The sequence below is a fragment of the Geotalea daltonii FRC-32 genome (assembly GCF_000022265.1).
In the GTDB taxonomy this organism is placed as follows: Bacteria; Desulfobacterota; Desulfuromonadia; order Geobacterales; family Geobacteraceae; genus Geotalea; species Geotalea daltonii.
The window spans coordinates 2,621,858-2,638,377 of sequence record NC_011979.1 but is presented as its reverse complement, the minus strand read 5'-3'; the positions used below and the strand labels follow the sequence as shown (position 1 = coordinate 2,638,377).

The window sequence follows — 16,520 nt, the reverse complement described above, 5'->3', positions numbered from 1 at the left end:
TCAATCTTCCATTACCTGCAGGGATTTTTTCTGTATTGTTGCTGTCTCAATAGCTTTTCGTGCTTCGCTGTGCCCGGCATTGAACGAAAGAATGCTCTTCCAGGTTCTGATTGCCCTGTCCAATTCACCCCATCTGTATTCCTGCAGACCCTGATCCATGAGCCTGTTGGAACATGATTCAAGATGAATTCTTATCTTTCTTGTCCCTGACCTGACTTTCCTCCGCAAAGAACGCTCTGCCGGATAAGCAGCAAGGGCCAATCTGAATGCCTGGCCCGCAAAGACATGCTCTCCGCGTGCCATTGCTTCTTCAGCTGTGTCCACGAGGCCATTGATTGCTGTAATGAATTCATTTTCCATTCCCGGCGAAGGCTGGTTCAGCTGGTTACGGCAGGCAATGGTTGTCAGGGCTTGGCGATACAGTTTTTTTTCCAGAAGAAGGGCAACCTTCTTCTGCATTGTCGATACCTGCCGCTCGGATATCGGCTGAGGCGGCTTTTCACCTGCTGGCCGCAGAGTCTTTTCCGGGGTGGAACAGGCGGCCAGACTAATTAATAAAAGCAGGAATATTGTTTGCCTGAAGAAGATCATCATGCCGACAGCCTGAGCATTAACTGGGGGATGGCATGGTTGGGCTGCCCCAAAGATCTAACAAAAAGATCGACCAGTGCCGGCTCAAATTGGGATCCGCTGTAGCGAGTGATTTCATTAATGGCAATTGCCGCAGGCAGACCACTGCGATATGGTCGTGAAGTGGTCATTGCATCATAGGCATCGGCAATCGCAATGATCTTGGCAAATAACGGGATTTCAGCACCTTTCAATCCTTCGGGGTACCCCTGACCGTCATACCACTCGTGGTGATAAAGAACGGCTGGAACAAACCTTTGAAGCGCCCGGGAATGGCTGAGAATTTCTGCACCGTGACGTGTATGCAGCCTGACCATCTCCAATTCTTCTTCATTCAGAGGTGCTGCCTTTTTCAAGACCTTGTCGGGAATTCGTATTTTCCCCAGGTCGTGCACCAGGGCAGCCACCTCAAGATCCCGCAATTCTTCAGTGTGAAGCCCCAACTGCTGACCCAGCATGACGGATAATGCCGCCACGCGGGTCGAATGACGGAGTGTGTAATCATCCCTGGCATCGATGGATGTGGCAAGGATCTTTACCGTGGCCAGGTAAGATTCTTCAAGGCCATGCGCATATTCCTCCAGCTTGTCCTGCTGCTGTACGATTACCTGGGCCATCTGGTTAAAATTACTCGTTAACTCCCCCAATTCGTCATGGAGTTTTACCGTCAATGCCCCTTGGTATTTACCCGACCGGAGCTGCGAAACACCTTCTTGCAGCTTTTTGATGGGGGTTGTAAAAAACCCGGCAAGATAATATGAAGCCAGAACCGCGACGACGAGAATCAGACCGGAAGCAAGGGCCACCATTCGGCGCGCATCTCCCCGGGCATCCACCAAAGTGACGCCATCTATGGTCAGATGTAATGAACCGATCTTTCTGGCTGCAAACCTTATGGGAGTACTGAACTCGTAGATGTCTCTGCCGCCCCTGCTATCCAGTGTAACCATGGTGCCGTCCACATCCCTGCTGATCACCTTGGCTGGCGCCTTCTGTTCGTACCTTGCTCCGTTTTTCCTTAGATCGCTATGGGCCGTGATGATTCCATCATGATCCACGGCCGCCACGTACAGAACATCAGGCTGCCGTTCCTTCAGCTTGGCGACAAGATTGTCCACCACAAGACGATCATGGGCAAGCAGTCCGAAAGCTGCAGTGTTGGCCGCTCCCCTTGACAGCGACGTGCCGCGTTTGACCAATTCCCCAAGAAGAAACCTGTCCATAATTCCCATGACAGCCACAGACGACACCGCTATAACCGCTGTCACCAGCAGGAAACTAACGAAAGAAAGTTTGAACCTGATTCCCAGAAACGGCAAACACACTCTCCTGACATTGAAGTAAATATTTGTTTCTCGGTTCCGGTGCTTTATAACAAGTTCAATTAATTTTGTCCATTAATTTGTGTTGGCAAATTAAAGCAAATAAATTTTGTTTTAAACAAAAAAACAGGGCGCCACTGATGGTCGCGCCCTCTTCTCGCTTTTCTCGTTTCTTGAAGTTCCTTATTTTCTCAAGACTTTAACCACAGCGGAATAGTCTTCTTCGCCGCGGCCATCCTGCACCGCCTGTTCGTAGAGTTTGCAGGCCGTTTCCGCTCCGGGGAGATCCAAATTAACCTTTCTGGCAGCATCCATAACCAAAAGAAGTTGTTCGTGTACATATTTGAGAGCGAGATTACGACTGAAATCCCCCCTAGCTATGCTGCGCCCCTTGGAATGGAAGAGAGGCGAAGCAACGCCGCCGGAATCGAGTACTTCGAGAATTTTATCGGCAGTAAAGCCAAGCTTCTCGCCAAAGACGATGCCCTCTGCCAAAGATTGCATCAGTTCGGCCTGCACCAGGTTGACGATGAATTTCATCCTGGTGGCATCGCCTATCTTGCCGATATGGATGATGTTAAGACCGAAATAGGAGAATGTTTCGCGGCAACGCCCGAGCAGGGAAGGATCCCCGCCGGCAAGAATGGTCACCAGACCGTTGGCAGCATGCTCCTTGGTTCCCCACACCGGCGCTTCCAGGAACATCACCCGGCGTTTTATGGCTTCGTCGGCAAGTTTCAAGGTTGTTTCCAGGGAGTGGGTACCCATATCCACCAATATCGTACCGGGATCGAGCCCTTCGAGAACTCCATCTTTGCCGAAGACGAACGTTTCCAATCCATGACTCTCGGGAAGAATGACTATAACAAGATCTTTGCCCTTTGCAGCTTCGCTGGGGGGTTGCGGCAGCTTTTGCTCCCAGCTTGACCAGCTCATTTAGCGGTTCCGCATCATCGTCATAGACAGTGAGATCATAATCCGCCTTTGTCAGATTGGCAGCCATATGCCTGCCGACAGTACCCAAACCGATAAAACCAAGCTTTCTCAACATAATGGCCTCCCGCAATAATAAATTACATCTTCATGTCATGGATATGAAGTTTACAACCTCTCAGCCGCCGAGACAAGCCATAATAGATTAAAAAATCAGCGGCAACTCCTTTACCTGGACTTTTTTACCCCGACTCTGTCGCACATCTCTCTCAATGGGCAGGTGGAACAGATTGGTGATATGGGATAACATTGATTCTGACCAAAGGTAACCAGCAGATCGTTGATCATGAGCCAGTACTCGGTGGGCAATTTGCCCCTCAATGCCTGTTCGGTCTGCTCCGGGGTTCTGGTCACCACATATCCCCAGCGGTTGCAGATGCGGTGAACGTGGGTATCCACGCAGATACCCGGTTTTCCATAACCAAGTGTTACCACAAGGTTGGCAGTTTTCCTGCCGACCCCTTTGAAAGTAAGAAGTTCCTCTATTTCATCTGGGACCTTTCCCTGGTATCTTTCCATGAGCAGGCGGCTGATTTCCTTTATCTGGGCAGCCTTGACCCGGAAAAAGCCTACCGGATAAACCAACTTTTCAATGATTTCGACGGGTAGTGCAGCAAGTTTATCAGGAGTATCTGCCAGTGCGAACAGCCGATCTGAAGCTGCCGATGTGGTCTTATCCTGGGTGCGAAGAGAAAGAATACAAGAGATCAAAACCTTGAAAGGGCTCCCCTGACGCTGGGAAACGATTGTGACGGCAGGACTCTGCCAGACTCTCACCGCTTCCAGAAGCAGGGTGACAGCCCGGTGAATTTCCGAATCCCTCAAACCAAGCCTCTGTTTTTAAAGATACGCATGAAGAGAATGCCCAGGATGCAGAAGGAGAGCCCAACGCAGAGGAACAGGTAGCCTATGCTGCTGCCGTCCCCAAGCCCCAACAGATCCCGCCCACGCATGAACAGTATCAGGCCAAGGCCGGCAAAGGTGGAAATGCCACCTACAATGTAAACTACAAATGCCACGAGGGCCAATGCGATGCCCTGCTTTTTTGCCATAGGAGAAATACCTCAATTGAGTTCTGATCACCCAGCTGCGATAATCGGACGCATTCTACTGTATGCTAAGCAGCAAGGCAACTGTATTAATATATGCAATTGCCTTTCTCCCGATTAGGGTTTATATCTTGAGAGCATTCTGCGAAAGGAAAGGAACATTTCAATCAATGATAGATCTTCATATCCACTCAACCTATTCCGACGGCATTTACAAGCCGGCCGAGCTGGTGGCCATGGCTGCAGCAAAAGGACTTAAGACCATTGCCCTGGCCGATCACGATACCGTCGCCGGTATCGACGAGGCACTTGAAGCAGGCCAAAGCCGGAATGTGGAAGTGATTCCGGCCGTCGAACTGTCGGTGCAGTTCGACACTTACCAGGACGTTCACCTTCTGGGTTACCTGATTGACCACCGGGACCGGATATTTCTCGACAAGCTTGCTGAATTCCGCACCATCCGGGACCAGCGGGGCCAGGCCATCATCGCCAATATCAATGTAAAACTCCAACATGAGAAAAAAGAGGCCATTACCTATGACGAAGCGGTAAACTTTGCTGATGGCGCCTTCGGCAGGCCTCACATTGCCCGCGTGCTTGTAAACAGGGGGTATGCAAAGGACATGCAGGATGCTTTCGAGCGTTACCTTATCCCATGCGATGAACCAAAGCGTTATTTTCCCATGGATGAAGCACTGGCAGAAATAAGAAGACTGGGGGGGATTGCCGTGTTAGCTCATCCCACAAGCATCAGCGAAGAGAGAAAGGTACTTGCCACTGTCATAGGCAAGCTGGCTGGAAAAGGGCTCCAGGGAGTCGAGGTCTACAATAATATGTGCAATGCCGATGAGTCTGCCTTTCTTGCCAGGCTTGCCGAAGATCTCGGTCTTGCAGCTACCGGTGGCTCCGACTTCCATGGCATCGAGGGCGGTATCGAGATGGGCAGTGGACGTGGCCAGTTGGCCATTCCCCATACCTTGGCAACTGCCCTGAAAAACATGCACCATCTTTAAAAACGCAAAATGAAAAAAGGCCCCTTGGTAAGGGGCCTTTCAGCTTCAATTCAATATCAATGGAACCGCATTTATTCCAGGTGATGCTGGTAATTCATCACCTGGAGATCATCGTCCACCTGTTTTACTCCTTTGACCTTTTCGGCAATTCTCACAGCCTCTTCCCGCTCTTCATCGTTATGCACATGGCCCGTCAGGGAGATCGCTCCGTCCATACACTCGATCTTGAAGTGCAGGCTACCGATCTTGCCTGATTTCAGCAGTGCAACCTCCACCCGTTTGCGCAGGATAAGATCATCAAGGTGGGAAGTCAGGTCGGCCTCCCCTTCTTTGAGTTTAGGATCCTTGGCCGCAGCAACAATGGCTTCGACGATAGCGCTCTTTGACAGTCGAGAGGTGTTGAACACAAGATCATATTCAAAAGGGCTTTGCCAGTCCCTGTCGAAATAAAAATGGGTGAAGCCGCCACGCTGGTGGTCGCTCCTGCGGATAAGGTCGCGGGCCAGATCAGGGTCGATCCATTCGCGTTCGGCAAGATTTTCAACCCTTTCCTCAAAGGGTGCTATGATGCGCACCCGCAGGACGTTGGTCATGCCCTCAAGAAGATATTGGGCTCCCCTGCCATACATAACCACATTTCCTTTTCTGGCAGCATCCAGCAGAATCAGTTCCATGGTGCTCAGGTTGGCAGCCTGCAGCCTGTCTTCTGCAGTTATGTAAGCGGGAGGTTTTTCATCGACCCTCTCCAGAATATCTTCTGCCAACCCATAACTTTTGGCCAGCTCCGCAATTTTGGGTCCATCAATCAGTGTATATTTCAACTTTTTCGACAGTTCCTTGGCCATTGCATATGCACCAGTGCCCATCTGTCTGGATATGGTAACGATCGCCATTCTCATCTCCTTTCATTAGAAAACTGCCGAATATTAGCATGTAAATATTCTGTATACAAGACATTTGCTAAATTCGGTCTGGCCCTGCGAAACCTTCTCAGGTAAAACTTACTTTCTTGACTCCGGTTACAAGGGCGATTTTATCAATCAGGGCAAAAATCTCGTTGCGGCTGCTAAGTTTGAGATCGTACTCCACGTGGATCAGTTTTTCTTCAATATTCTTCTCGATTCTGGCGGCAGTTATCTCCAGCTTATTCTTATTCATCAGCGTTTCCATGTCGGCAATCAGCCCTTCCCGGTCATTACCGGATACTTTTACCGTGGCATAAACATCCCGGGCAAGCACACGCTCGATCCTCTTCAGGAACAGCAGGCTGACAAGAGAAATTCCAGTTACAACAGAGGCAATACCGAAAAGTCCGATGCCGCAGGCAATACCAATGGCAGACGCAATCCAGAGACAGGCTGCGGTTGTCAATCCCCTGACGGAAGCATTTTCCCTGATTATGGCCCCGGCACCAAGGAAACCGATTCCCGTTACAACCTGGGCGGCAACCCTTCCCGGATCGACACCCACCGGCAAAGTGCCGTTGAAATTGCCGAAGACCCAGTAAAATTCAATGGAAGAAACCACAAAGAGGGATGAACCAAGAGAAACCAGGAGATGGGTCCTGAAACCGGCAGGCCTGCCGTGAATCTCTCTCTCCAGGCCTATGATCCCACCCAACAGTGATGCGAGGAGAAGCCGAACTACCATTTCCACATCAACAGCCAAAGACATGTTACCTATCTCCAGATTTGATCAGCCAAGTTTCAGATCCAGGGTGACAGTTTTTTCCCTGCCCCCATAACTTATGACCAACGGCAGGCGCATGTGCCCGTTGCCCAATATCTCCGCATTACCGAAAAAGGAGATTTCGGGTTCGGCTCCTTCGCCGGCCGGCAAAAGGGAACCCGTTCCGGTTTCAGTAACAAGTTCATCCTCTACCGCATATCTGCTGATGTCTTCATCGCCCTGTACAGCAATTGACTGCTGGAAAGCAGGCTCATAGATGTTTTTCTCTCCAGCACCCTCTTCACGCAGCTTTTTCAGTACCATCTTGACCAGGGTCAGCAGGGCATTGAGAACCCCCTCACCTTTATTGGCCGCTACAGGAACTCCCGGACGATTGCGGGGATTCAGCATCCGTTGCATCTCTTCCACCGGAACCGCATCAGCGCGGTCACGCTTGTTGTAGGCAAAGACAAGGGGGATATCAGAAATAGACTGTCCAAATCCTCTCAGAAATTCATCCAGGTTTTGCAGGCTTTCCCGATTAGCAGCCATTTTCTCCGGGGCCGAATCGGCAACGAAAACGATGCCGTCCACTCCTTTCAGCACCATTTTCCAGGGAGCGGGACCGGCCGGCTCACCTTTCAACGTATATATGTGCAGACGAACACTGTAACCGTTCACGTTGGCATCACCGGGGGGAGTAAAATCGAAAAAGTACATCTTGTCAGCCTGAACATTCATTGTCTTCAGCTGTCCCCGGAACTCCGGCTTCAATTTGGCGTAAACGTGGTTCAGGCTGGTCGTTTTCCCCGATAGCCCAGGGCCATAGTAGACCAACTTGGCATTTATTTCCCGCTTGTTATTATTCACCAGAGCCATTGGCGTCCTCCTAGCTTTTTTTGCTTTTATTCAGCAGAACCCGGCGTGCCTGGGTGGCAATAACCGAGGATACATTCTTACTTTTCGCCAGACCTGACAGGTCCTTTTCCGTCAGGGTTCCCATGAAGCGTAGTGCCACGGCCAATGGCGTCTTGGTGTTTTCCACCAGAGCCTTCTTGATCATGTAGTTCTTGGTCCATTCCTTATTGGCGCAGATAACACGCATGATCTCATCGTTTTGAATCTTCGACTTGGAGATGGCAAGTATTTCGGCTTCCGTAATGCGGGGATTTTTCACCACCGCACCGGAGACCAGCTTGTTGGAGTCCTTGATGAGAATGGAACGCCATTCCTTGTCACCTGTCAATGACATCTTTATCTTTTCCGAAACCCCCAACTGCTGGGACAGCTGGTATTTGGATTTAAATTCCTCATCTTCTTCGTTTATCACTTCGTCGTCAGCGGTCTCGGCGTCTTCATCCACATCACCGACACCCGGGCTGCTGCATTCTTCCATTCCCACCCGCCCCCGCAGGTCCTGCACCCCTTTTCCCACGAGAAAGTCACAGGTAGCCTCGCTGCAATTGGGGTGTATGGTGATTTTTTCCGCAACAGCCAGTTTTGAAAAATGGAGTCGGGCGATGACATCCAGGATTTTTCCGTTTGTTTCCGAAAGTTGGACCACCTCGTGGAGTACGGCCTCGGGCAGGTCTCGCAGGGACTTTAGTGCGGCATGTTTTATTTCGGCATCATTGTCGTGGGTCAGGAAATAAAGGAGCACCACCATGTCTGAGGCACCAAGAGAGACCTGGCCGCGGGCTGCTTGAAGCCTGATTTCGCCAGGGGTATCGGGCCGTACATATGGAGCAGCCGCGGCTGACATTCTCAAGGTGATTTTTTGGGTCACTTTTTGATCGACACTTTGCCGGATTTGACCACAGCCAGCTTGATTCCGCTCTTCTTCAGCCTGTCGGCTGCCTTGCGGGCATCATCCTGGCTGGGGAAGCTGCCGGCGGTAATGTAGGTGACCGGGATCTTCACCTGGGTCTTTTTCATCACCAGCCGCAACCCTTTATCGAAAAGCCGGTCCTGCTCAATGGCTGCACGGGCTTCCTTTAGATACGAACCTGCATAGATAACATACTTGCCGCCCTCCTGAATGATAAAGGCATCGGGAGCCTTGGCACGGAGTTGTTCCAGGTCGACGCCTGCCGATTCTCGGTCGGGATACTCGGCGTAAAAGAGCCTGTTCATGGGCTCTTGCATCATGGTTGTATGCCGTACTACAGGCTTCAGGCCCGCCTTTTTCAGCTTTGCCTCCACTGCACCTGCATCCTTGGCGAAAACGATTTCCCCGGTTTTCAGACTGAAAGCGCCGGCGACTTTTTTGGCCGTCGGCTGTTGCTGCTTTTCCACGGCTGGAGCAGCAGTTTTTCCTGCAACAGTCGTCGGCTTGCCAGTAGGAGCAGCGACTTTGTCTGTCGTCTTGGCCGGAGCAGCATCTTTGGCTGTCTTTTTGCCGCCTGGCTTTTCAGGAACTGCAGCAGCCTGTTTGCCGGGAGCCGTCGGTACAGCAGGTGCCTGGTTTTTAGTTGTTTTAGCCGGTTCAGGTTTGGCCGGATTCTGCACTGGAGCAGTTTTCTGTCCACCGGCAGTCTGAGCAGGGGCAGGAGATGAAGATGCAGGTACAGGAGCAGGAGCTGCCGCGGAATTGGGTTGTTCAGGTTTAGCAGCTGCCGGCGTTTGTTCGGCCTGCCGGGGCGGCATCGGCTTTTTCACCTGGGCAGCCTGTGGCGGCTGGGGTTTGGGCGTTTCTTCACGGGGCTTGATCAATCCGGTGAAAAAATAGACGTATCCGCCGACCGCAACCAGCAGCAACAGGACAAGAAGCTGGGCCTGGCTTTTACCTTTTGATCCCTTAAGTTCGGTTTCCTCTGAATCCGCTGAAAACTGCTTGGACATTGTAACAATTCCTCCTCATGCTAATGGTTCGCGTGTTTTTGCTTTGCTGCAGACTCGCTGATAATTTTCTGGGCCAGATGCCCCGGCACCTCTTCATAATGGGAAAATTCAGTTGTAAAAAGGCCGCGGTCGCTGGTCATGGACCGCAGGTCCGACGAATAGGCAAGCACTTCGGACATGGGCACTACCGCCCTGATAATTTGCGAATTGGCTTTCGGCTCCACACCGACGACCTTGCCGCGTCTCGAATTCAGGTCACCGATGACATCGCCCATGGTCTCTTCCGGTACCGTGATCTTCATGTTCATGATCGGTTCGAGCAATACCGGCTTAGCCGTTTCCATGGCTTTTTTCAGGGCAAGGGAGCCGGCAACCTTGAAGGCCATCTCCGATGAATCCACCGTGTGAAAAGAGCCGTCATAGAGAGCCGCCTTGAAATCGACCAGGGGGTATCCGGCAAGAAAACCCTCCTGGGAAGCCTCGAAAATGCCTTTTTCCACAGCTGGAATATACTGGCGAGGAACAACACCCCCAACTATTTTATCCTCAAAGAGGAAGCCTTCTCCGCGGGGCAGCGGGCTGAACTCGACCCAGCAGTCCCCATACTGACCACGCCCACCCGACTGCTTCTTGTACTTGCCCTGGACCTTGGCCATCCCTTTGAATGTCTCCAGGTAAGGCACCTTGGGCGTCTTCAGCTCAACATCGACACTGAATTTGCGTTTCAGCTTCTCTACGGTGACCTCAAGGTGCACCTGCCCCATGCCTGATATGACCAGCTCGCGGGTCTTTTCATCACGGTGGACCTCAAGGGTCTGGTCCTCTTCCATGAGTCTCTGCAGGGCGCCGTGAATCTTGTCTTCGTCGTTTTTGGTCTTGGGCAGAATGGCATAGGAAATGACCGGTTGCAAGGGTTTTGCAGGTTCATAGACTATGGGTTTATCAGGATCACAGAGGGTGTCGCCGGTCAGGGTATCCTTGAGTTTCGATACGGCAACGATATCCCCGGCAACAGCCTGTTTGATCGGCTTTTGCTTCTTCCCCTCCAGTTCGTATATCTGACCTATCCGCTCGGTACAATCCCGGGTAGAATTAAAGACGGTGGAATCGGAGTTGAGCGTGCCGGAATAAACCCTGAAAACGGTGATTTTTCCGGTGTAGGGATCGGAAGTCGTCTTGAAAACCAGGGCGGAAAAGGGTTCGTTCTCGTCGGGAGAACGCTCTACCACATCGCCGGTTTTCGGATTGGTCCCCACTACGCTGCCTCGATCCAGTGGCGAAGGCAGACAGTTGCAGATATAATCCAGAAGCTGGCCTATGCCGATGTTCATCACAGCGGAGCCGCATAGAACTGGGGTAAAGGTGTAGCGAAGGGTACCGACCCGCAAACCGTCGATTATCTCTTCCTCTGTCAATTCACCCGCCTCAAGGTATTTCTCGGTAAGGGAATCATAGGCCTCGGCAACAGTCTCCACCATCTGCTCCCTGAGCTTCTTGGCCTCGTCCAGATATTCGGTGGGAATTTCTCCCTCGGTGAACTTGCCGGACAGGTCCTTTTCATACCGATAGGCCTTCATCTTTACCAGGTCAATGACGCCGCTGAAATTATCCTCCGCCCCCATGGGCAACTGGATCGCAACGCCTTTAACCCCGAGCACCTTTTCCATATCATCTATGGCGCGAAAAAAGCTGGCCCGCTCCCGGTCCATCTTGTTTACAAATGCTATACGCGGTATTTCGAATTCATCAGCCCACTCCCACACTTCTTCCGTCTGAACCTTGACCCCGGAAATGGCTGACAGGATCAGGACCGCCCCACCGAGGGCCCGCATGCAGGAACGGGTATCGGCAATAAAATTGCCGTAGCCGGGAGTATCGACGATATGGATGGAATACCCGTTCCATTCACAGTGATTGAGGGATGAGGAAATCGTGATCTTGCGCTTGACCTCCTCCGGTTCGAAATCCATTGTGGAGGTACCGTCGTCAACCCTGCCCAGTCGGTCAATCATGCCCGCATTGAAAAGGATCGCTTCAGTTAAAGAGGTTTTTCCGGCCCCGCCGTGAGCGACAATACCAAGGTTTCTCAACTTTGCAGTGTCATACTTTCCCATACGCCCCCCTTATTAAATAGGTAAACGTTAAAGTCGAGGCCGCAGGGAAACTGCAGTACCTCCCTTAACTCTCCCGGTTTCTCTGGTACAGTATCCGCAGTCCCTCCAGGGTCAAATACTCGTCCACTTCCTCGATGGTAGTGGATTCCGGCGCGATCAGTCCGGCAAGCCCCCCGGTGGCGATAACCTTCGGATTTTCCTTACCCTCTCCCTTCATCCTTGTCACGATTCCGTCAACCAGCCCCACATAACCGTAAAAAATGCCAGCCTGCATGGAGTTGACCGTATTTTTAGCAACTATTGCCGGTGGTTTTGTAATCTCCACTCGAGGCAGTTTGCTCGCTTTCTGAAACAGCGCTTCCATTGATATCATGAGACCGGGGGCAATGGCCCCGCCGCAGTACTCACCCCGCTTGTTCACATAATCAAAGGTGGTGGCAGTGCCGAAATCGACAATGATCAAGGCAGTGTGGTGCTTTTCGTACCCGGCGACGGCATTGACTATGCGGTCGGCTCCCACTTCCTTGGGATTATCGTAGTGGATGGACATGCCGGTCTTGATGCCGGGCCCGACTACATATGGTTTGAAGTCGAAATACTGCAGGGAAAGCTTCTCCAGCACTCCCGTGAGAGTCGGCACGACAGAAGAGATAATTATATCGGTAATGCGGGAAAAATCGATACCCGCCAATCGGAAAAGCTCATGTACCAGGATGCCGTACTCGTCGGTAGTCTTTGATTTATCCGTAGATACGCGCCAGTCCCTGACAAGGCTGTCTCCGTCATAGATTCCCAGAACAATATTACTGTTGCCAACGTCAATTACCAGAAGCACATTTCCCCCATTACAGCAGCGTCACATCCCCGGAAAGAATACGTTCCTCCCGGCCGTCCAGATCGAGCAGCAGTGCGCCCATATCGTCAATTCCTCTTATAATTCCCGTCATAGTCCGATCCTGGCAGTCAATCCGGGCCTTGCGACCATATAACTGGGAGCGCGACAGCCATTCCTCCCTGACCGGACCGTATCCCCGCTGGAGATAGACATCATAGAGGTCATCAAGTTCCTTGAGCAGCGTACGGATGAACCGGTTTCGATCCAGTTCTGCTCCGCTTTCAATGTACAGCGAACTGGCAGGATGACGGAGGTCTGTCGGAAACTGCTCCTGACGCATGTTGATGTTGATGCCGATGCCGAGCACGACAAAATTCACCTTTTCCGTTTCCGCGCTCATCTCGTTGAGGAGGCCGGCAATCTTCCTGCCATTGATCAGGATGTCATTGGGCCATTTAATCCATGCCTTGAGGCTGGTTGAAAGCTCGATGGCCCTGGCTACGGCGACCACGGAGAGAAAGGTTAGCTGAGATGCGGCTACAGGCGGCATCGATGGCCTGAGCACTACCGAGCAATAGAGGTTGACCCCTTTGGGGGATGCCCATGACCGGCCAAGCCTTCCCTTGCCACGGGACTGGGCATCGGCAATGACCACCGTTCCTTCGGCGGTACCTTCTTCGGCCAGCCTGAAGGTAACATTGTTGGTGGAGTCAGTCTCTTCGAGGCAGATTATTCTTTTGCCGATCCGTTTGGTCGGAAGTCCTGCAGCTATTTCTTCGGCTACAAGACGCTCCGGAGAGGATACCATGCGATATCCCCTGGCCGGAACAGCAAGGACGGTGTAGCCAAGCCTGCGCAGGTCCTTGATGTGCTTCCAGACGGCCGTTCGGGAGATGCCGAGCATGCTGCTCAGTTCTTCGCCAGAGATCACATCCCCTTTCCTGTCCCTGAATATCTGAAGGATTCGCCGGTTGAAGGTCTGTTTATCCAGGTCTGCGGTCTGGAGCTTTGTCCCTTTCAACACCCCTCCATGAGCATGGAAATATCCATGGCCCGCACTGAATGGGTCAGTGCACCGACAGAGATGATATCAACGCCGGTTTCGGCAATCTGCCTGACCGTGGACAGATTAACCCCGCCGGAGGCTTCGGTCAGAGCCCTGCCACCGATCATGGCAACCGCCTCACGCATGGTCACTACATCCATGTTGTCGAGCATGATGATGTCGGCACCCGCTGCAAGAGCTTCGGTCACCTCGGTGAGGTTCTCAGTTTCCACTTCGATCTTCAATGTGTGGGGAATATAGGCCCTGGCACGATTGATCGCTTCGGTAATGCCGCCGGCAGCTGCAATATGATTTTCCTTGATCAGAATTCCGTCGTAAAGACCGGTGCGGTGATTGATACCGCCGCCGATCCTGACGGCATATTTTTCCAGAATTCTCAGCCCCGGGGTCGTTTTGCGCGTATCCACCACTCGTGCGCCGGTCCCCTTGACAGCTTCCACATAGGCAGCAGTCTGGGTTGCCACTCCGCACATGCGCTGCAAAAGATTAAGGGCAACCCGCTCCCCCTGGAGGAGAAAGGAAGCGTCGCCGGAGATTTCCGCCAGTGTGGCCCCTTTCTCGATACGGGAACCGTCGGCGAAATGTGCATCGAAGATAATGGAATTGTCGAGAATGTGAAAGACACGGGCGGCGACCTTGATACCGGCCAAGACCAGGTTCTCCTTGGCTTTCAGCGTGGCACGCATTGCCCTGTTTTCACGCATCACAGCCTGGGTGGTAAGATCGCCGGTATGAATATCCTCCATCAGGGCGTTTTCTATTATCCTGTCCAGACCGATCATTGCCGTCTCCCATTTATTTATTTAGTTTCCATCCGGAAAGGGTTCTTTTCTGCCCTGGCAGCGTCAATCTGCGGGCTTACTTGTGCGACGTACCGATGTACGTCTCCGCGCAAGCCCTTGATTCCCTTGCCAGAACAAAAAATCCCCTCTTTCCGAATCGGAAACCACTAGTTTCTCATCCGGAGTTTCCGGATGGAAACTATTTAAGTGGTTTTTTATAACACAGCTATACACCACTCGCAACCGCTAATACATGGCAGTTACATTGCCCTAAGCCGATTATCTCAATCCAATCGGCTCTCAACAGCAATTATGCCAAGCTAATGATTTGACTAAAACAGGGCATTGCAATAGAATGGCCAAGCCATGGTCAATCAGCTCATGAAAATTAAATCATTTTCACCAAAACTGACCCTTGTTCAAAGACTGGTTGCCGGTTATGCGGCAATGGCTTTTTTTACTGCCGCAGCAATCGCTTTCGCCATTTTCGGTCTTTTTTCCGTGCATAAGATAGCCACCGAGATTGCCAGAAACGATCTGGCCATATTGAATGCAACGAGCAAGCTGCGGGAAACGATGCAGGCCCAGGAAAGATATGCCGCAAAGTATCAGATACTGAAAAGCTCCGAATTCACGGATATGTTTCGTGGGCGGGAACTGGAGTTTCTTGATCTGTTGCAAAAACTGGCAAAAAGCAGGCAGCAGCCGGATGTTGCCCCTCTGTTAAAGAGCTATGAAGAGTATAGAATAAATGCCGACCGGCTGTTTTCAGGTAAGGGCAACCCGGAGGCGCTCAAAAGCTCCACCGCTCAAGTCTTCAACGCCATCGACCTCATTTATAACAATACCAAGGACCAGCTCAGGGTAAAGCTGGAGGCGGCTGACGAAAAGGAAAAATTCACCATCGCCTGGACCATTGCCCTCTCCTTCACAGGATTTGCATTGGCGATGACCGTGGCCAGCCTCTTCATCTATAATGTCTCCACCGCCATCAGAAGGCTGAAGACGGCAACCCACAAGATCGCCGAAGGGGATTTCGATTATGACCCGAAGATAAAGGCAGATGATGAGATCGGCGAACTGGCAAGGGATTTTATCAATATGGCGGCGAGACTCAAGGTACTGGAACAGATGAGCCTGGACGCCAGTCCACTGACCAGGCTACCGGGCAATATAGCAATAGAAGGCATTCTAAATAAAAGGCTGCAGGAAGACGTGCCCTTTGCCGTATGCTATGCTGATCTGGACAATCTGAAGGCCTATAACGACCATTACGGCTACATAAAAGCAAGCGAAGTCATCAAAAAGGCCGGCGAGATCATTTACGAGGCGGTAAAGGCGAAGGCGGAAGACAGTGCGTTTGTCGGCCACATCGGCGGGGACGACTTCGTCATGGTCGTTGCCATGGAAAATTCGGTTCCCGTTTGCGAGGCAGTCATCAAGATGTTCGACGAAGAGATCCGCAACCACTACACACCGGACGATCTGGCCAGAGGGGCGATCGATGCGGTAGACCGTTATGGAGTGCCGCGCACCTTTCCGATCATGACCATTTCCATTGCCATAACCATATGCCGAAAAGGGGAGTTTGACTCTGCCGTGGCCATTGCCAAAGCCGCCGCCGAAATCAAGGATTACGTCAAATCAATGCCGGGGAGCAATTACCTGATAAATCGGCGCAAGGTCAAAAGATGAAGAAAATACTATTCATGATGTTTTTGATACTGAGCGGCTGCGCCACCGGCAGGGAAGGAAGCGGCGTCCTGCACCATGGTCGGGACAGCAGCCTTGCACGGGCAGTGAAGCTGTATGATGAAGGAAAAGAACATGAAGCGGAAAAATGGCTCAGAGAGGTGGTCTCAAAGGAAGGGGTAGCGGGAGTAACCGACGAAGCTCTGTTTCGCCTGAGCCTGATACAGCTGAAAGCCGGCATTGTCAGGGAGGACATGGAGCAGTCCTTGAAAAGGCTGGAAACACTGCAACGGGATTATCCATCCAGTCCATGGACGCGGTTGTCCGTGCCGCTTGTGGCCGTCATCAAAGAGGCCCAACGCCAGAACAGGGAGATAAGGGCGCTGGCCAGGGAAATACCCAGTCTGAAGGGACACAACCTCTCACTGATAAAGGAAAACAAGGAACTGCGGAAGACCATTGAGCAGCTGAAACATCTGGATATGGAACTGGAAAAGAAACCGAGGCGGCGTTAG

At 51.8% G+C, this 16,520-nt stretch carries 16 protein-coding genes and 1 pseudogene; 3 read left to right on the top strand and 14 right to left on the bottom strand.

Going from position 1 to position 16,520, the window contains the following annotated elements:
* From GEOB_RS11920 to GEOB_RS11900, 5 genes and pseudogenes are all read right to left on the bottom strand, one after another.
* Complete coding sequence (locus tag GEOB_RS11920; RefSeq protein WP_012647479.1) at positions 1 to 594, bottom strand: hypothetical protein; 594 nt, start codon at positions 592 to 594, stop codon at positions 1 to 3.
* Positions 591 to 1,955 carry an HD domain-containing phosphohydrolase gene (locus GEOB_RS11915; RefSeq protein ID WP_407638356.1) on the bottom strand — a complete coding sequence of 455 codons (1,365 nt, stop codon included), beginning with the start codon at positions 1,953 to 1,955 and terminating at the stop codon, positions 591 to 593. The genes GEOB_RS11920 and GEOB_RS11915 overlap by 4 nt, the downstream gene beginning before the upstream one ends.
* Before the next feature lie 180 nt (positions 1,956 to 2,135).
* Positions 2,136 to 3,003, bottom strand: a pseudogene (locus GEOB_RS11910) (NAD(P)-dependent oxidoreductase).
* 110 nt (positions 3,004 to 3,113) lie between these two features.
* A complete protein-coding gene (locus tag GEOB_RS11905; protein WP_012647477.1) occupies positions 3,114 to 3,770 on the bottom strand; it encodes an endonuclease III domain-containing protein in 657 nt (218 codons plus the stop codon).
* Entirely contained in the window at positions 3,767 to 3,997 is a 231-nt protein-coding gene (locus tag GEOB_RS11900) for a hypothetical protein (RefSeq protein ID WP_012647476.1), read from the bottom strand. Before GEOB_RS11900 ends, GEOB_RS11905 begins: the two co-directional genes overlap by 4 nt.
* Positions 3,998 to 4,164: 167 nt before the next feature.
* Between GEOB_RS11900 and GEOB_RS11895 the strand changes: the two genes are divergently transcribed.
* Positions 4,165 to 5,007 carry a PHP domain-containing protein gene (locus GEOB_RS11895; RefSeq protein WP_012647475.1) on the top strand — a complete coding sequence of 281 codons (843 nt, stop codon included), beginning with the start codon at positions 4,165 to 4,167 and terminating at the stop codon, positions 5,005 to 5,007.
* Between the two features lie 71 nt (positions 5,008 to 5,078).
* Here GEOB_RS11895 and GEOB_RS11890 read toward each other — a convergent pair whose 3' ends face one another.
* The 9 genes from GEOB_RS11890 to nadC form a co-directional block, all read right to left on the bottom strand.
* On the bottom strand, positions 5,079 to 5,900 hold the full coding sequence (locus GEOB_RS11890; RefSeq protein ID WP_012647474.1) for a cytidylate kinase family protein: 822 nt from the start codon (positions 5,898 to 5,900) through the stop codon (positions 5,079 to 5,081).
* A 97-nt stretch (positions 5,901 to 5,997) separates the two neighbouring features.
* On the bottom strand, positions 5,998 to 6,681 hold the full coding sequence (locus tag GEOB_RS11885; RefSeq protein ID WP_012647473.1) for an MgtC/SapB family protein: 684 nt from the start codon (positions 6,679 to 6,681) through the stop codon (positions 5,998 to 6,000).
* A gap of 21 nt (positions 6,682 to 6,702) precedes the next feature.
* Positions 6,703 to 7,554 carry a GTP-binding protein gene (locus tag GEOB_RS11880; RefSeq protein ID WP_012647472.1) on the bottom strand — a complete coding sequence of 284 codons (852 nt, stop codon included), beginning with the start codon at positions 7,552 to 7,554 and terminating at the stop codon, positions 6,703 to 6,705.
* A 10-nt stretch (positions 7,555 to 7,564) separates the two neighbouring features.
* Complete coding sequence (locus GEOB_RS11875; protein WP_012647471.1) at positions 7,565 to 8,461, bottom strand: hypothetical protein; 897 nt, start codon at positions 8,459 to 8,461, stop codon at positions 7,565 to 7,567.
* Entirely contained in the window at positions 8,458 to 9,516 is a 1,059-nt protein-coding gene (locus GEOB_RS11870; RefSeq protein WP_012647470.1) for an SPOR domain-containing protein, read from the bottom strand. The genes GEOB_RS11875 and GEOB_RS11870 overlap by 4 nt, the downstream gene beginning before the upstream one ends.
* Positions 9,517 to 9,536: 20 nt before the next feature.
* Positions 9,537 to 11,630 carry an elongation factor G gene (gene fusA / locus GEOB_RS11865; protein ID WP_012647469.1) on the bottom strand — a complete coding sequence of 698 codons (2,094 nt, stop codon included), beginning with the start codon at positions 11,628 to 11,630 and terminating at the stop codon, positions 9,537 to 9,539.
* Positions 11,631 to 11,694: 64 nt separating this feature from the next.
* Complete coding sequence (locus GEOB_RS11860) at positions 11,695 to 12,465, bottom strand: type III pantothenate kinase (protein ID WP_012647468.1); 771 nt, start codon at positions 12,463 to 12,465, stop codon at positions 11,695 to 11,697.
* A 10-nt stretch (positions 12,466 to 12,475) separates the two neighbouring features.
* On the bottom strand, positions 12,476 to 13,486 hold the full coding sequence (locus GEOB_RS11855) for a biotin--[acetyl-CoA-carboxylase] ligase (protein WP_012647467.1): 1,011 nt from the start codon (positions 13,484 to 13,486) through the stop codon (positions 12,476 to 12,478).
* Positions 13,483 to 14,313: a carboxylating nicotinate-nucleotide diphosphorylase gene (nadC, locus tag GEOB_RS11850; RefSeq protein WP_012647466.1), complete on the bottom strand. Its 831-nt coding sequence runs from the start codon at positions 14,311 to 14,313 to the stop codon at positions 13,483 to 13,485. The genes GEOB_RS11855 and nadC overlap by 4 nt, the downstream gene beginning before the upstream one ends.
* Before the next feature lie 366 nt (positions 14,314 to 14,679).
* Here nadC and GEOB_RS11845 point away from each other — a divergent pair, with 366 nt between their 5' ends.
* Both GEOB_RS11845 and GEOB_RS11840 read left to right on the top strand, forming a co-directional pair.
* Positions 14,680 to 16,008 carry a HAMP domain-containing protein gene (locus tag GEOB_RS11845; protein WP_012647465.1) on the top strand — a complete coding sequence of 443 codons (1,329 nt, stop codon included), beginning with the start codon at positions 14,680 to 14,682 and terminating at the stop codon, positions 16,006 to 16,008.
* Positions 16,005 to 16,520, top strand: a complete 516-nt coding sequence (locus GEOB_RS11840; RefSeq protein ID WP_012647464.1) for a tetratricopeptide repeat protein — start codon at positions 16,005 to 16,007, stop codon at positions 16,518 to 16,520. Before GEOB_RS11845 ends, GEOB_RS11840 begins: the two co-directional genes overlap by 4 nt.

Excerpts from the sequence above, each read along its gene's own strand:
- GEOB_RS11900 (WP_012647476.1), bottom strand. The coding sequence starts at position 3,997 with ATGGCAAAAAAGCAGGGCATCGCATTGGCCCTCGTGGCATTTGTAGTT.
- GEOB_RS11880 (WP_012647472.1), bottom strand. The coding sequence starts at position 7,554 with ATGGCTCTGGTGAATAATAACAAGCGGGAAATAAATGCCAAGTTGGTC.
- GEOB_RS11845 (WP_012647465.1), top strand. The coding sequence starts at position 14,680 with ATGGTCAATCAGCTCATGAAAATTAAATCATTTTCACCAAAACTGACC.
- GEOB_RS11840 (WP_012647464.1), top strand. The coding sequence starts at position 16,005 with ATGAAGAAAATACTATTCATGATGTTTTTGATACTGAGCGGCTGCGCC.
- GEOB_RS11890 (WP_012647474.1), bottom strand. The coding sequence starts at position 5,900 with ATGGCGATCGTTACCATATCCAGACAGATGGGCACTGGTGCATATGCA.
- GEOB_RS11885 (WP_012647473.1), bottom strand. The coding sequence starts at position 6,681 with ATGTCTTTGGCTGTTGATGTGGAAATGGTAGTTCGGCTTCTCCTCGCA.
- GEOB_RS11870 (WP_012647470.1), bottom strand. The coding sequence starts at position 9,516 with ATGTCCAAGCAGTTTTCAGCGGATTCAGAGGAAACCGAACTTAAGGGA.
- nadC (WP_012647466.1), bottom strand. The coding sequence starts at position 14,313 with ATGATCGGTCTGGACAGGATAATAGAAAACGCCCTGATGGAGGATATT.
- fusA (WP_012647469.1), bottom strand. The coding sequence starts at position 11,630 with ATGGGAAAGTATGACACTGCAAAGTTGAGAAACCTTGGTATTGTCGCT.
- GEOB_RS11920 (WP_012647479.1), bottom strand. The coding sequence starts at position 594 with ATGATGATCTTCTTCAGGCAAACAATATTCCTGCTTTTATTAATTAGT.
- GEOB_RS11895 (WP_012647475.1), top strand. The coding sequence starts at position 4,165 with ATGATAGATCTTCATATCCACTCAACCTATTCCGACGGCATTTACAAG.